General features: G+C 35.1%; 8 protein-coding genes and 1 tRNA gene. 6 read left to right on the forward strand and 3 right to left on the reverse strand.

Features of this window, described 5'->3' with window-relative positions; translation table 11 throughout:
* Positions 1–81: 81 nt before the first annotated feature.
* Positions 82–1,905: a translational GTPase TypA gene (typA, locus tag CIPSTX3056_RS02325; RefSeq protein ID WP_072666335.1), complete on the reverse strand. Its 1,824-nt coding sequence runs from the start codon at positions 1,903–1,905 to the stop codon at positions 82–84.
* A 1,227-nt stretch (positions 1,906–3,132) separates the two neighbouring features.
* On the opposite strand from typA, the gene glnA reads away from it, so the two are divergent.
* Complete coding sequence (gene glnA, locus CIPSTX3056_RS02330; protein ID WP_072666336.1) at positions 3,133–4,542, forward strand: glutamate--ammonia ligase; 1,410 nt, start codon at positions 3,133–3,135, stop codon at positions 4,540–4,542.
* A 256-nt stretch (positions 4,543–4,798) separates the two neighbouring features.
* Here the strand turns inward: glnA and recC are convergent, their stop codons facing one another.
* A complete protein-coding gene (gene recC / locus CIPSTX3056_RS02335) occupies positions 4,799–8,182 on the reverse strand; it encodes an exodeoxyribonuclease V subunit gamma (RefSeq protein ID WP_072666337.1) in 3,384 nt (1,127 codons plus the stop codon).
* A 159-nt stretch (positions 8,183–8,341) separates the two neighbouring features.
* Between recC and CIPSTX3056_RS02340 the strand changes: the two genes are divergently transcribed.
* Together CIPSTX3056_RS02340 and yacG are read left to right on the forward strand one after the other, a co-directional pair.
* Positions 8,342–8,417 (forward strand) — tRNA-Gly (locus CIPSTX3056_RS02340).
* 1,028 nt (positions 8,418–9,445) lie between these two features.
* A complete protein-coding gene (gene yacG / locus CIPSTX3056_RS02345) occupies positions 9,446–9,628 on the forward strand; it encodes a DNA gyrase inhibitor YacG (protein WP_072666338.1) in 183 nt (60 codons plus the stop codon).
* 715 nt (positions 9,629–10,343) lie between these two features.
* Here yacG and rpsT read toward each other — a convergent pair.
* Positions 10,344–10,628 carry a 30S ribosomal protein S20 gene (gene rpsT / locus CIPSTX3056_RS02350; RefSeq protein ID WP_072666339.1) on the reverse strand — a complete coding sequence of 95 codons (285 nt, stop codon included), beginning with the start codon at positions 10,626–10,628 and terminating at the stop codon, positions 10,344–10,346.
* 822 nt (positions 10,629–11,450) lie between these two features.
* On the opposite strand from rpsT, the gene ileS reads away from it, so the two are divergent.
* From ileS to ispH, 3 genes are all read left to right on the forward strand, one after another.
* Entirely contained in the window at positions 11,451–14,267 is a 2,817-nt protein-coding gene (gene ileS / locus CIPSTX3056_RS02355; RefSeq protein WP_072666340.1) for an isoleucine--tRNA ligase, read from the forward strand.
* Positions 14,267–14,752: a signal peptidase II gene (lspA, locus tag CIPSTX3056_RS02360; RefSeq protein WP_083595518.1), complete on the forward strand. Its 486-nt coding sequence runs from the start codon at positions 14,267–14,269 to the stop codon at positions 14,750–14,752. Before ileS ends, lspA begins: the two co-directional genes overlap by 1 nt.
* An 816-nt stretch (positions 14,753–15,568) precedes the next feature.
* Positions 15,569–16,510: a 4-hydroxy-3-methylbut-2-enyl diphosphate reductase gene (gene ispH / locus CIPSTX3056_RS02365; RefSeq protein ID WP_072666342.1), complete on the forward strand. Its 942-nt coding sequence runs from the start codon at positions 15,569–15,571 to the stop codon at positions 16,508–16,510.
* Positions 16,511–16,610: the final 100 nt, after the last annotated feature.

Below are 16,610 nucleotides of genomic sequence, written 5' to 3' on the forward strand. Positions count from 1 at the left end.
CAGGGGCCAGTCACTATACTAGTAATATGTGAGAATTGCTGAGATAGTACTCTTCTTACACTATCTAATTTTTATCTAATTTTAAAATTTTAGGAGTTTTCGGTTAGCTCGTTTTCGATCGTTCTCTTTTAGGTAACGCTTACGAATGCGTACTGACTGAGGAGTTACTTCAACTAATTCGTCGTCATCAATAAACTCTAGAGCTTGCTCTAGAGACATTTTTATAGCTGGTACTAAAGTAGGTGCTTCATCAGTACCAGAAGCTCGCATATTAGTTAGTTTTTTTCCTGTCAAGCAGTTTACCGTCAGATCATTTACACGCGAGTGTAATCCTATAATTTGTCCTTCATATACTTCAGCACCATGCCCAATAAATAATTTCCCCCTGTCCTGAAGAGTGAACAGCGCAAAAGCAACTGCTTTTCCTTGGCCGTTAGAGATTAAAACACCATTTTGACGCTGTCCAATTGTGCCTGGACGAATCTTATCATAGTGACTAAAAGTGGCATATAGTAACCCTGTACCACCAGTTAGCGTCATAAACTCAGTGCGAAAGCCGATTAAACCACGCGACGGGATCAGATAGTCAAGACGCACACGACCTTTACCATCAGGGGCCATATCTTTTATGTCTCCTTTACGCTCACCAAGCACTTTCATTATACCACCTTGGTGCTGCGCTTCAATATCTACAGTGACATTCTCGAAAGGTTCTTGCATATGCCCATTAATTTGTTGATAGATTACTTTAGGTCGCGATACAGATAGCTCAAAACCTTCTCGCCGCATAGTTTCAATAAGCACAGATAAGTGTAACTCACCTCTCCCCGATACTCGAAATGCATCAGTGTCTTCGGTTTCTTCCACCTGCAACGCAACATTATGCACTAACTCTTTATTCAAACGATTTAAAATTTGACGTGACGTTAGAAACTTACCTTCTTTACCACAAAAAGGAGATGTATTAACGTTAAAATACATAGTTACGGTAGGCTTATCAACGTTAAGCGCTGGTAGCGCCGCTATATTTTGTGGATCACAGAGAGTGTCAGAAATATTAAGCTCCCCTAATCCAGTGATCGCGATAATATCACCTGCTTCAGATGTGCTAGTTTCTATGCGTTCTAAACCTAAATGAGTTAGGACTTTGCTAACTTTTCCGTTACGTATCTTTCCATGTCTATTAATAATGCAAATATTCTGATTTGGCTTGACTACCCCGCGAGTAATACGACCGATACCAATCACACCAACATAATAATTGTAATCCAACTGAGAAATTTGCATCTGAAATGGTGCGTTTACCTGAACTTTTGGTGCGGGAACATATTTAATGATTGCCTCATATAAAGGAGTCAGGTCATCTGCCATATCATGATAATCTAGCGCTGCAGTACCGTTCAAAGCAGAAGCATAGATAACTGGAAAATCAAGTTGCTCATCATGTGCATCTAAATTGACAAATAGATCAAATACTTGATCGACAACCCAGTCTGGACGGGCGCCGAAACGATCAATTTTATTAATTATTACGATAGGTTTAAGGCCATTCTCAAAAGCTTTTTGAGTTACAAAACGTGTTTGTGGCATAGGACCATCTATTGCGTCAACCACTAAAAGAACTGAGTCAACCATTGACATCACACGTTCAACTTCACCTCCAAAATCAGAATGCCCAGGGGTATCAACAATATTAATGCGATACCCATTCCATTGAATAGCAGTATTTTTAGCAAGGATAGTAATCCCGCGCTCTTTTTCTAAAGCATTAGAGTCCATGATACGCTCAGCAGGCTCTGTTCGTGAATCCAGAGTTCCAGACTGTAGCAGTAACTTATCAACCAAAGTGGTTTTACCATGGTCGACATGAGCAATAATGGCAATATTACGCAAATTTTCGATCACAAATTATCCTCGAGCATAAGTAAGTATAGAACTAACATATACTTAGATCCATGCAGTAATACAAATAGTTTACACCATATAATCTTAGTTAATCAATTTTACTTCTTTATAGATACTAACTTTCTATTAAAGATACATGAAGATAATGTCACTTCTGATTCTTGTACTATACAAAAATTGTAATAGTCAATTATATGATTATATAATAAATTTATTAAATGATATAGTATGTCAAGAATGCCCCTAGCCTGTGATAACTCTTTGCACAACCGATCTACGGCTAAATACATTATAGCTTTGCATCATGCGATCAAAATTATATTATGTCATAATATGAATCATAGAGAATATCAATTTATGTTTTAACTATTTAATAATCTTTATAAATGAGTAAGAGAGGTTAGAATCAATAAATCATTATGTATGACACGCAAGTCTGTACTAACAATGAATCGCATCAATCAACCATTACTAAGATGCAAGTTATGATTATCAGTAATCAGTGGTATCGTACCGTACTACATAAAGAACTAATAATCTCAAAGACTCTAGTAATGTTAGGCAGAACTAAGGATATAACATTACATACTTCTCATAAACACAATAGACGTAATGAAAGATAGGTCTGTGTCAACCTATAATTGTGTTATTGCACTGTATAAAAACATATCGAAACATACAGATATGTTTTACTCTAGTAAAAGAAAAAGAATCATTGCCAGAATACAAGTCTTATAATGCGAGAGAATTGTGCCACCAACAGTGTGTGTCCAAGATATTTGTTATTAAAGCTGGATCAGCACGGGATAAGAGAACACAATATAACAATTATTATATTGTGTTCTAGATCAAATTATAAGTTATGCCTACGTAAAATGATAAGTTATGCCTACGTAATATATGATTCATATATTTTATACTGAATTCTCATATAAGATAACCTGCATGATGAATCCTTCTTTTATATATGTACCAATCAAGCCTGATTATAACCATATCCTAAGACAACCCGCTATTCGTAGGCTTGCAGTAAAATAGTAGGGATACTAAACATAAAGTACAAAGCCATGATTGAGGGTAATTTTTAAAAAATATCTACAGATACATTCTGTTACAAGGTTTATAAGGTATCCACTTAAAATGCATATAATAACACGAGCATGTACAGAACACAAAATCGCAATTTTACATTGCTATAACAATGACCAAGTCTAGGAGGTATTAAACATGTCAGCTGAATATGTTCTGTCAATGATTAATGATAATCAAGTGAAATTTGTTGATCTACGTTTTACTGATACCAAGGGCCAAGAGCAACACATGACCATCCCTGCTCACCAGGTAAATCATAATTTTTTAAAAGAAGGTAAAATGTTTGACGGCTCTTCCATTCATGGTTGGAAAGATATCCATAAATCCGATATGCTTTTAATGCCAGATTCTATCACTGCCGTCCTTGACCCTTTCTTTGCAGATGCAACGCTTCTTCTGCGTTGTGATGTTTTGGAACCGGATACTATGATAGGATATGCTCGCGATCCGCGCTCTATCGCTAAACGAGCAGAAGAGTTTTTACGAAGATCTGGTATTGCAGATAATGTATTTTTTGGGCCAGAACCAGAGTTTTTTATGTTTGACGATATTCGTTTTGGGCATAGCACCTCTGGATCACATGTTTTTATCGATGATATTGAAGCTCATTGGAATACTGGTAAAGAATATCAAGGTGGTAATAAAGGTCACCGTCCAAAACTTAAAGGGGGATACTTACCGGTCCCTCCAGTTGATTCTTCACATGATATTCGATCTAAAATGTGTTTGATGATGGAAAATATGGGTATCGTTGTTGAAGCGCACCATCATGAAGTAGCTACTGCAGGTCAAAATGAAATTGCTACTCGTTGCAATACTATAATAAAAAAAGCTGATGAAATGCAGATTTATAAGTATGTAGTGCATAATGTTGCTCATACTTATGGAAAAACCGCTACTTTTATGCCTAAGCCAATATACGGTGATAATGGATCCGGCATGCACTGCCATATCTCCTTATCTAAAGAAGATACAAATTTGTTTTCGGGTAATAGATATAGTCAATTATCTGAACTTGCTTTGTTTTATATAGGAGGTATAATTCAACACGCAAAAGCGCTGAATGCATTAGCTAATCCTACTACAAACTCATATAAACGCCTAGTGCCAGGATATGAAGCACCAGTCATACTTGCTTATTCTTCTCGTAACCGTTCAGCCGCTATCCGAATTCCAATGGTTTCGAATCCAAGAAAATGTCGTATTGAGGTTCGTTTTCCTGACCCTTCGGCTAACCCATATCTCTGTTTTTCTGCGATGCTTATGGCTGGCTTAGATGGCATTATCAATAAGATCCACCCAGGTGAAGCAAGAGATAAAAACCTATACCAGTTATCACCTCTAGAAGAGACCTCCATGCCCAAAGTTGCAATCTCCTTCGATGAAGCTTTATCTGCCTTGGATCAAGACCGTGCTTTCTTAACCCGGGGTGATGTATTTACTGACGATGCAATCGACGCATATATTGCATTACATCAAGAGGATATAGAACGTCTTCGACGGACTCCCCATCCTATTGAATTTGAACTATATTACAGTGTGTAGCGTTATGCATGAAATATACCTTTATTTTGCTGTGTTACTTAATTAAAATATCCAAACAGTACTATGATAAGAGCTAGAGCGCATTGAGAGACATGCTCTAGCTCTCATACTAATTAAAGTAGGGAGTAAGAATATATATTGCGTGGTATCTAAATCGTAAAAAACTTAGCACACTGCTGTAAAGATTTTAATTGTAGAGCAGGAAAAACCAATTAATTACTACTGTAGATGTACTATTACTATTGACAGTCTAGCGTCAAACAATTGTATAAGATTCTGATTGAGCCTCCTGATGAGACTGCATTACTGGCAGAAACCAGTGCTCTGCTGCCGCTATTATGGCTTGAATATCTGTAGTGCATAAATTAGGTAATAATCGTTTCAAGCTGAGATCGTTTTTTTCCCCGTTAACATGATAAGATCCATGCCAGCGCTCTAACAATTTTTTATATGCCTTTTTCTGCGTTCTATCATCATAACAGATAATACCCAAATTTTTATCAAAACAGGCCTTTAACCACGCACCTCCAGAGTATGTTACTAATAAAGGGTTAGATATACCTAGGCAATACCCATTCATATAGTGTTCTAAATACTGTTGTGCGTTATCTGCTGATATTGGCAAAAAACGCCAAATACTATTTTGAAGTCCTAACATAAGGCTAATGCCTTTACTGCCTGTTGCACAATATATTAAATGTTCTAACCAGAGCCTTAATCCATCGTGAACATTAAGAACAGCAGGGCGCCAGCGTAATAACCCATTGCTCTGAACTTGATTAAGAGAACCAGTCAATATCATATCTCTAATATTTAACAATATTTCTTTATTTTGTGTAGACGAGTGATGTTCTACAATCTGTTCAGCAAGATTACTTAATACGATTTTTCTATCCTGCCAGCATAGCTCCCCCCAGACTCCGTGTGGTAGAATACCTGCAGATCTATACTGTTTATACAGTAATTCTCCGCCTCTTTTATTTATAAGTTCCTGTAATAAATCTTGATCAAGCTTATAACGAGTTAGTCCGTCTAGAGCAAATGGTTCTACATCCAATAGTAGAGTTTGCTCTACTTCAAAGCTAATGCCAAGCCCGTACTTAAAGAAATAACGTACTGGGTGTCGCCAAAATCGTAGAAACTGATTTAAATTAACACTTTTTTCATGTTTTTGAAGTAATGTATTTACAAAAGGTGAAGCAAAAACACCCTGTTTACGAACAGTAGGCGACCATTCTGGAGTAATATCCAGAGACTTAGCTTTTGATCGAAAATGGTTCAGGGTTAAAATAGATGTAAAAGCATGCACGTTCTCAAGATGTTGAACTAGAGATCGAGAACTACTGTCAACGTTTTTGTCTCTATCTGTAGCCAGGCAAAAACTTTGACTAATATATTGTGTTAATTCATTTACAATAATAGATGGATAACGTGTGATATTATCTTGGATTGATTGGGAGATATAACTAATATAAAATTTTTTTTGGGCTGCATTAAAAGCTTCTAAAAATAGGTAACTTTCATTATAGAAATCACCATCCTGCTTCATCTTTTGATGAATTAAGTTAAAACTTAATGGCACCTGAACACGTGGAAACACACCTTCATTCATTCCTAATAAACATACTACTTTTACTGGTACAAACATCATTGGCATTAAAGTGCAAAAATTTACATATCCAGGTACGTAGTAATCTCTTAAATGTCTCTCTTCGATATAAAATGATAAATCTTCTCTAAGAAGAGATAATGATACATTATCTCTATAAGATACTTGAATACCATGATATAGCATGTTATGCCAACGCTCCTCAATTAGTGCCAACTCTGTTTCGTTATCTGAGTTTCTTGTAAAAAAATCATCTAGAATCAGACGACATATTGGCGTCCAGCTTTTTAAGTCATGCGGCTGACGTATACGTTCTCTCCATTTATTTAGAGTAAGTATAAACTCAGATAGATGCCCTGTTAATTCTGCGCTTAACCCGTTAGATTCATTAAAAGGTAATATTCCTCTCCACTCACCCGACGCACTATCCATTGCATAACCTAACAACATACGATTTAAGCCAAAACACCAAGTATTCTGAGTAGTCATAGGCAGGTCAAGGTCTCTTATATTATTCTCATCTAATCCCCATCTTATCCCAGATTCTGCTATCCAACGATGTAATACAATTAGTCCTTCCTCGTTGATAGAAAAACGGCTAGCAACTACAGGAACCTCCAAAACAGACCAAACCTCTTCCGCAATAAAACGACTATCTAATAGATTTAGTAATGCGATAAAAGTTGTAATAGATAAATTTTTCTTGGCCATACAACTATTAGAGATAGAATATGGTATATTTTGATTAGATGGCGCAGTACTAAAAACAGCCTGAATAAATGGTGTATAAATATCAATATCTACAGCTGCAACAATAATCTCATGCGGAGAAAGCGCTGGATCCTCCGCCATCATAGCTAGCAACTGATCGTGTAACACCTCAATTTCACTGCATATGCTATGACATAAATGAATCTCTATTGAGCGATCGTTTACCGCTAAAACGCGCTTTTCTAAGCTATTATCCCAGTTTCTTGCACTGAGACCAATTATTGAGTGATCCTCTAATTCTAATATATCTTTCTGCACTGTGCATAGAAGGTTACTTGGTAAAACATCAACAAACGCACATACTTCTTTTGGTGTATTCTGTGCTAAAAGAGATATACTCTCTCTCTCTGATTGCCCCCACGAGTCTAGGAGTGGATTGCATAGCTGTTGTTTTTCGCCCCCTGTTCGAAATAATTTAGCAACATCGTCAGAATCACGGAATTGTGAGATCCAACGGTCTTCCTTATAGTGATGACGATGACGACTTAATAGTTGCGTTAAAAAAGAGTGGCTCTGGATATTCCCCCAATAATACTTACATGGATTAGTAAAAAGGATGTGTATATCCATGTGTTTTTCTAAAACCTGAAGATAATAGTTAGGTAACGTTGACAAACCAAAAACGAATACACGCTCTGGCAGAGTTGGTAAATTCTTATTAGTATTTTTTAGGGTAAACAGAAGACGTTCAGAAATAGCAGAGAAACTCCATACCGGTTCTCCTAAATATTTAGTATATTCTACTAATGCTAGCCACAGTGGTCCTTGCCATAATTCAGCATCACCACACTTTTCCTCTACGCGCCCTTCTTCCCATTTATGAATCAAATGTGGACAGTACAAAAGGTACTGCTCAAAAACATTTGCTATATATTCGGTTAGTTGGAATAGCTTATAATTATTGCTATCATCGCACAGGTAATCATGAAGCATGCTAAACTCATTCTTTAGACGCAACTTTGGAAGTAGAACTCTAAGTTTCCAACGCATACTTGATTTACTAAATATTCTTTTTTTAGAATAATGCGGTAGACCTAGCGCTAAAATCTCCCAGATAAAGTCAGCAGATGACATAAAGTTAATATTAGCAGTTACTCCAAACTCTGCAGCAAAAGAAAATTTTAACCATTGCACCATATGAGGACTATTGACCAGCATCACTTCAGGAGATAATGGATAATAGAGGGGGTTGTTTTTTATCTCCTGACAAACTAACATTGTAAGCATTTTCAATTGATTAGAATGGTAAACAGTAATCATTCATGTGCACCCTATGGATCATACGAGGTTATTTTATCAATTTTTAAGCATGATTTACCTAATCGCATAGAAAAAGATTATTAAAGAGCGTGATACAGAAACATAATCGTTGTGTAATCAGCGTTATTATAGTATAATAAATCATTATATTTATAATTAGCGGGAATAGCTCAGTTGGTAGAGCACGACCTTGCCAAGGTCGGGGTCGCGAGTTCAAGTCTCGTTTCCCGCTCCAAATAAAGTACGTTTCAGGCGTATAAATTTTAGCCTTTAAAAACTCTTCAACCTAATATATAGCACTATCACGTAAAGTATTACCAGTGATACAGGTAATATTCATATATTTTGTATATAGGCTTAATCTTAAAATCAGTTAATAAAATTTTTTATTACAGAACATATAGAAAATATACAGAATTAGTGCTATATATGGTTTACCCATACTTCTATCACTGTGTATATTTTCTAAGTAAAACAGCAGAATAAGAGATAGCTCTTTCATTCAGTGCTTTTTTTCTACATTGAATTCAGGAATCCATAATTACATCGGTAGGAGAAAATATACAACTTTCAGACACATGTGGTAAATCAACAGGAAGAACAGTACAGACCTATCGAGTGGATATTTGAATTTGCAATGGTCATACATAGTCTGGAAGAATCGCTGTAAAAGATGTAACATCCTCTAATGTTTTTGAGAGATATTATGCAATATCTTTGAGTCCTTAATATTATAGTTTATCACTAGTTTATAACTATAAATTCATGTTAATAAGCTAGGTTCGCTATAGTATTCAAAAATGATGAATTATACTTTTAATAATGCAGATAGTTGTGATATATAACATATAAGATTTGGAAGCACATACATATAATTATGATTGTTCTAGCTCTGATAAAGAGAACCTAACAAATGTAAAAGCATCTGACTATATAGGTGTAATCCTGCATTAGGGCAATGATCCGTTATCTATATCTACATCAGGAAAACACAGAGGATAGTCGGTAACAATACCTAACGTAATTATAAAGAATATTAAATACACATAAATATTATGTGATATCTTAAATACTCAAAACACTTACCACCTTTTAACTTTTAAAGGGTATGCGCAAAACTATCACGTAATAATATTCGCCGCGTGGATAAATTTTTATAGATTCAGCTAATATTTTTTAATAAAAGCTAGAATCAGATCATAATCAGTTATTTTTGCTGTTTTATAACGGATAGTCCACAACACATCCACAAAATAAAAGATCATGAACTATATAACTACAGTGCAGTGTCCTATTTGTAGTACAAAAATAACGTGGCATAAATTCAGTAAATGGCGTCCATTTTGCAGTAAACGCTGCCAGTTAATTGATTTAGGAGAATGGTTAAATGAAGAAAGAAGACTGAGCGAATCACTAACCATAGATGTAAATCTAAAATATGATTAGAAGGATTTTCTTTATTACATGTGCATGTTTTTTATAGTTTTTTAATTTCTAGTTGTATTATGATGGGGTGTATTGTCATTGATGAGTACATGCCTATTTTCTCTAAAATTTCGCAGAAAAATCTAATGTAAATACTTGTATAAAATATAAAAACCTAACTTAAATGCTTATATATAAGTAACGATATATACAAGTGACAATTTAGTATAAACTCTCTACATCTATATAAACTCTCTACATAATATGTATAATATATATTATAGAGAGTTGATACTTTTTACATAAACAAACATAAAAAATATCAGGTTTAATGCCCTAATCTGTATTCCAAGTAAAGTTCTTTTTTTATGAAAAAATGAGTTTTATGCAGAATCTCAATCTCATAAGAATACTTTACTACCCAGTTCAATCTCTCTAAGCTAAAATCACATATGAAACTGTATTAGATGATGCACCGTAGAGATAGCTTAACAGCAAAATCTTAGTGCGTTCTAAAAGTTCAGAATGACATGGCTTTAAGAGCACTTGAAGGACATAATTACTATTATGTAGTCATACAAGAACTATGTTTAGTAAAATCATGATACTGCCCGTAGGGCAGTATCTCAGATACTATTGCAGTTTGAGCCTCAAATTGCGGTGATCTATATAATAATATAGATATTTTATTTTTCTTATTTGTATATTATGTGCTATATAGCACATAATATACAAATCATTCTATATTAACTTTAGATTCAGACATTACCTTAATCTTTGCAATTAGATTGGATTTATGGCGTGCGGCCTTATTTTTATGAATTAAACCTTTAGCAGCCTGACGATCTACAAGTGGCTGCATAACACTAAATGCATTGAGTGCGATTTTCTGATCACCAGTAGCAATCGCTGCATGTACTTTTTTAATAAAAGTACGTATCATAGATCGACGACTTGCATTATGCTTACGACATCTTTCAGATGTTATAATTCGTTTCTTAGATGATTGAATATTAGCCAAAATTCTACTCCTAAACTAAAATAGTAACTAAACAGTGTTTCTAATATTTAAAGGCTAACACTTTAGAGTATTATCTTTACTCTAATCATTGTCAATAAGTTTTGTAAGACAAAAATCAACAAATATCATCCGGATAAATATAATTAGATATTTTAGAAAATACATCATTATGCATAAATCTATATTCAACAGACCGATAGCACAGATAGTATAGATAGACAGTTATAGACCTAAATCATTTAACTTATGTTACGATACTCATGGTAATATACTCACAAGCTAAGAAAATTTTTTAACTATTTTAATTAGTAGTATTTTTTCTTTATTATATGCCCATATTGTTATGACAATAAGTTATAAACTGTCGTACTTGCTGTACGAAACATCTAATATCTTATAACTAGAATAACTAGAACCATGTAGTCTTCACATAGTTAACATTTATAATGTTATAAAAAGGTAAATGTTAGTTGTGATTGTTGCACCCAGACCAATATCTACTCTAATCCTAGAGCTTACAATCTTCTAAAATAATTATAGGCAATTATGAAACAAGATTCCTTATAAGCATCACATTTTATATTTTTTAAAAATAAATGTAATATATTTTAACTTCATTCAGCATACAGAAGCACCATATGACTATAAAACATCTGTTATCTTCGATTGTACATCAGCCGCTTAAAAAAATACAAAAGAGCAATATAACATAAAAAACATATCATACAGAACTTGCATTAATTACTACACCCCCAGGTGATATTAACATTAGTTAATATTTATGTATTAATACAACTGACAAAGATGAAATAGAGAATCTTAATGATTGACTATAAAACTACCTTGAATTTGCCAATAACAAATTTTCCAATGAGAGGTCATTTAGCAAAAAACGAACGGCATATCCTAAAACGTTGGTGTGATGATAAGCTATACAATATAATTCGAGCAGCAAAAATAGGACAAAAAACCTTTTTGCTACACGACGGGCCTCCTTATGCTAATGGTAATATTCATATTGGTCATGCAGTAAATAAAATTTTAAAGGATATTATTTTAAAATCAAAAAGCCTATCGGGCTACAACGCACCTTATATTCCTGGTTGGGACTGTCATGGTCTACCAATTGAGCATCAAGTTGAGAAGCTATTTGGTAAACCTGGTGACAACATTAGCCAGGCGAAATTTCGAATAGCTTGCAGAAAATACGCTAATAAACAAATAAATGCACAAAAAGCTGATTTTATTCGGCTTGGCGTCTTAGGGGACTGGGATAATCCTTATCAGACCATGAATTTTCAAACGGAAGCTAATATTATCCGCACACTGAGAAAAATGATTGAAAATGGTCATGTATATAAAGGTATTAAACCGGTGCAATGGTGTTTAGATTGTCGATCCGCTATGGCAGATGCTGAAATTGAATACCTAGATAAAAGGTCTCCGTCTATAACTGTTATATTTAATGCTGTAGATAAAAAAGCGGTACAGATAAAATTCACTTCTACTTACGTTCAGGGTCCGATTTCTCTAGTAATATGGACCACAACACCATGGACTTTGCCTGCAAACCGTGCTATTGCAGTAAACCCAGAATTTAGCTATCAGCTCATCCAAATCATGGATAGGGCGCTTATACTTGCCACGGATATGATCGATGCGGTCATGGCTCGTATTGGAGTAACTCAGTGGACTATACTAGGCACCTTGCAAGGCAATTTTCTAGAAATGATGGAATTTCAGCACCCATTCCTAGATCATGTCTCTCCTGTCATTCTTAGTAAACATGTTGCATTAGACACTGGTACTGGTTCAGTACATATTGCCCCTGACCATGGGTTAGAAGACTATGCCGTAAGTCAAAAATATTCTATTCAAACCATTAATCCAATAGGACCAGATGGTTGCTACCTACCCGGTATTTGGTCAAAACTAGATGGTATACATGTTTTTCAAGCCAACGATATAATCCTTAAAGCACTAGATGAAAGAAGTGCCTTACTACATACAGAAGCTATTAACCATAGTTATCCACACTGTTGGCGCCATAGAACTCCAATTATTTTTCGCGCGACTCCACAATGGTTTATTAGTATGGATCAGAAAGGATTACGTGCGCAGTCTTTACAGAACATTCAATCAGTATATTGGACACCAAGTTGGGGCCAGACAAGAATTCATCACATGCTATCTGATCGTCCAGACTGGTGTATCTCCCGTCAGAGAACTTGGGGTGTACCTATACCACTCTTTGTGCATAAAGAGACGAATAAACTGCACCCTAACTCACTGGAGATAATGGAAAAAGTTGCTAAACACGTAGAGAAGAGCGGTATTCAAGCTTGGTGGGATTTAAGAAACTGCGAGGTGCTCGATGTTGATGCAGAGCATTATATCAAAATATCTGATACGTTAGATGTTTGGTTTGACTCAGGGTCAACTATCCATTCAGTTATTGATCAATATCCTGAGTATGACGGTCATACGCCAGATATATATCTAGAGGGTTCAGACCAGCACCGTGGATGGTTTATGTCTTCTTTATTGATATCTACAGCTCTAAAAGGGGCGGCACCATATCGACGAGTGATAACCCATGGATTTACCGTAGATGGCCAAGGTCGAAAAATGTCAAAATCTGAGGGTAATTCTGTAAGACCGCTAGATATTATTAATACACTTGGCGCGGATATTCTGCGTCTTTGGACGGCATCAACTAATTATGCAGGAGAAATTGCCTTTTCCAATCAAATTTTACAAGGGTCTTCCGACAGCTATCGTCGGATTCGTAATACCGCGCGTTTTCTACTGGCTAACCTCACAGGATTTTCCCCAATAAAGGACACGGTAAACCAGGAAAAGATGTTAATCTTAGATCAGTGGGCAGTAGGTCGTGCCTTAGCAGCGCAAAATGCTATTATTGCCTCATATGAGGCATATCAATTTCATGAAGTAGTGCAACGTATCGTACACTTTTGCTCTGTTGAAATGGGAGCTTTCTATCTAGATGTCATAAAGGATCGTCAATATACCACTAAATCTGATAGCATAGCTCGACGAAGTTGCCAAACAGCATTATGGTATATTTCTGAAGCTTTAGTGCGTTGGATAGCACCTATTCTATCCTTTACTGCAGACGAAATATGGCAGCACTTACCTGGTGAGCGGAAAAAATATGTCTTTACTGAAGAATGGTTTGATAATTTATTCACTTTGTCTGATCACGCGATAATGAATAATATATATTGGGAGCAAATCCTGAAAGTACGTGGTACAGTGAATAAGATTATAGAACAAGCTCGTATTGATAAACTTATAAAAAATTCACTAGAAGTGAACATAATACTCTATGCAGATCCAGAGTTATCAGATAAATTGCTCTGTCTACACGAAGAATTGCGTTTTATCTTACTTACATCTCAAGCGGTAGTCTTAGATATAAATCATGCACCGCTTAATGCTCACCAGAGTACGCTATTAAAGGGTCTTAAGATCGTACTACAGAAATCAAGCAATAAAAAATGTTCAAGATGCTGGCATCACACAGATGATATTGGTCAACATACAATATATACTGATATTTGCAAGCGTTGCATCACCAATATCATAGGTGATGGTGAAAGGCGTAGATTTGCGTGATAAATTTTAATTTGTACTTCCATAAGTTGCGCTGGATATCGGTGGCACTTGCTATAGTGATAATAGATTTAAGTAGCAAAGAATGGATTATTCATCATATGCTGCTGCATCAGTCCGTATCAATCATACCTTGCTTAAACCTGTACCACACCCAAAATCTTGGTGCAGCATTTAGCTTTTTGTCTAGTCAGAGCGGCTGGCAACGCTGGTTGTTATCTGGTGTAACTAGCATTTTAGTAATCATCTTATTAGTAAAAATACATTTTAACTATACTAATGATAAGATAAATAATTTTTTCTATACTTTAATCGTAGGCGGTGCATTGGGTAATCTCTATGATCGAATGTGCCGTGGCTTTGTCATTGATTTTATTGACTTTCATATTAATACGTGGCATTTTGCAACATTTAATATTGCAGATAGTGCAATATGTATGGGCTCTGTACTCATTATACTAAGTAAAATAATAAAGCATTACAAATAGAATCATTCACGATGATGTCACAAGCAGTCTCGTTTAAGTATCCTTGATACTCGATTCTTTAATTCTGTTAAAAACATCTTTTAAAAAAAGTCTGAAACTTGCAGTTTTAAGATAAAATTCAAATCGATCTTACAAAATTTTTCAAATATGATATTAAAGGTTATCTCGATATAAAACCTGCAAGATCACCGGCTTCTTGGTAAGCAAGATATAGGATTATATCTATAATGAGAGTTTATAAATAACCTAATAACCTACCTCTCAAGCAGAATATACAGTGAAGACTGAATATCAAAAATATTAATATGTATGATATATTACGAGATAAGGGTGTGATTTTTCAAAGATCAGATAAGCAATGCGCGCTCTTTGTAGAGAATAACAAGCATAACCCATAATGTTATGCTTCTCGAATACGCTTATATTCTTAATAGAAGCATCGAAGATATATCTACCTATACACTGTATACGACAAACTAAGAATATATCAATTAACTCTGATGTGCTAATTATGGCATCAATATTTAGACTAAAATAATTGTCTTAAAAAGACTGTACGTGTTAGTGACAGGTATCTTAATTTTTAATACAAAGGGAAAAATTAACAATTGTGCTAATATACTAACATAAAAAATTCCTAGAGTCTGATGAGTACTGCAACAACAATTAGAGAAAAATCTAATAAAAGTCACTTTAGCATGGTAAAATGTCTTTCCAAAAAACCTATCATCACCCTATTCCTCTTCCTAGGTATTAGGCAAGTATACCCCTGATTAATGTTAAGCAATATAATCTGATCGTTATTGGAGGTCAGTGATGAAAATCTTGTTAGCTAATCCACGCGGTTTCTGTGCCGGTGTTGATCGAGCAATTAGTATTGTTGAACGTATCTTAGACGTATATAGTGCACCAATTTACGTGCGTCATGAAATAGTACATAATCGCTATGTTGTAAATCACTTTCAAAATCGAGGAGTTGTTTTTATTGAAGAGATAGATCAGATTCCAGATAGATCTATTGTCATCTTTTCTGCTCATGGTGTCTCTAAATTAGTCTCTAGTAAAACAATAGAACGAGATCTTTTAATGGTATATGATGCTACCTGTCCATTAGTAAAAAAGGTTCACCTAGAGGTATCGCGCGCTAGTCAGCAAGGTATAGAAGCTATTTTGATTGGCCATGCAGGTCACCCAGAGGTAGAAGGCACCATGGGGCAATACACAAACCCACGTGGTGGCATATATTTAGTTAGGACACAAAATGATGTATTTAATCTAAAAGTAAAAAATGAAGATAATCTGAGATTTATGATGCAGACTACTCTATCGGTTGATGATAGTCAGAAAATTATACATGCCTTATATTCTCGTTTTCCTAAGATTATCGGATCACGTAAAAATGATATCTGTTATGCGACAACCAATCGACAAAAAGCAGTTAAAGATCTTGCGCGTCACGCCGATCTGATATTGGTAGTTGGTTCAAAAAATTCCTCTAATTCTAACCGTTTAGTAGAAATTTCTAAGAAATTAGGATGTCCAACATATTTAATTGACTCTGAGAAGGATATTAAGGACGAATGGCTACAAAGTATCAATTGTGTTGGTGTCACTGCTGGAGCATCCGCGCCAGATGTTCTTGTGACACAGATCGTTAAAAAACTTATGGAGCTCGGCGCCACCCACAGCTTAGAGCTGCATGGGCGTAAAGAGAATATAATATTTAAGATGCCCAAAGAGTTGCAACACAAAAACTAAAACTTCATTCGATCGAAACTTACGCTGACATACGATCCAGATATACACATAAATTATTTTCAGTGTTTCAAAATCTATGGCTCATTATAAAAAACGTAAC

It is taken from the genome of Candidatus Erwinia haradaeae (assembly GCF_900698965.1).
Taxonomy (GTDB): domain Bacteria; phylum Pseudomonadota; class Gammaproteobacteria; order Enterobacterales; family Enterobacteriaceae; genus Erwinia_E; species Erwinia_E haradaeae_A.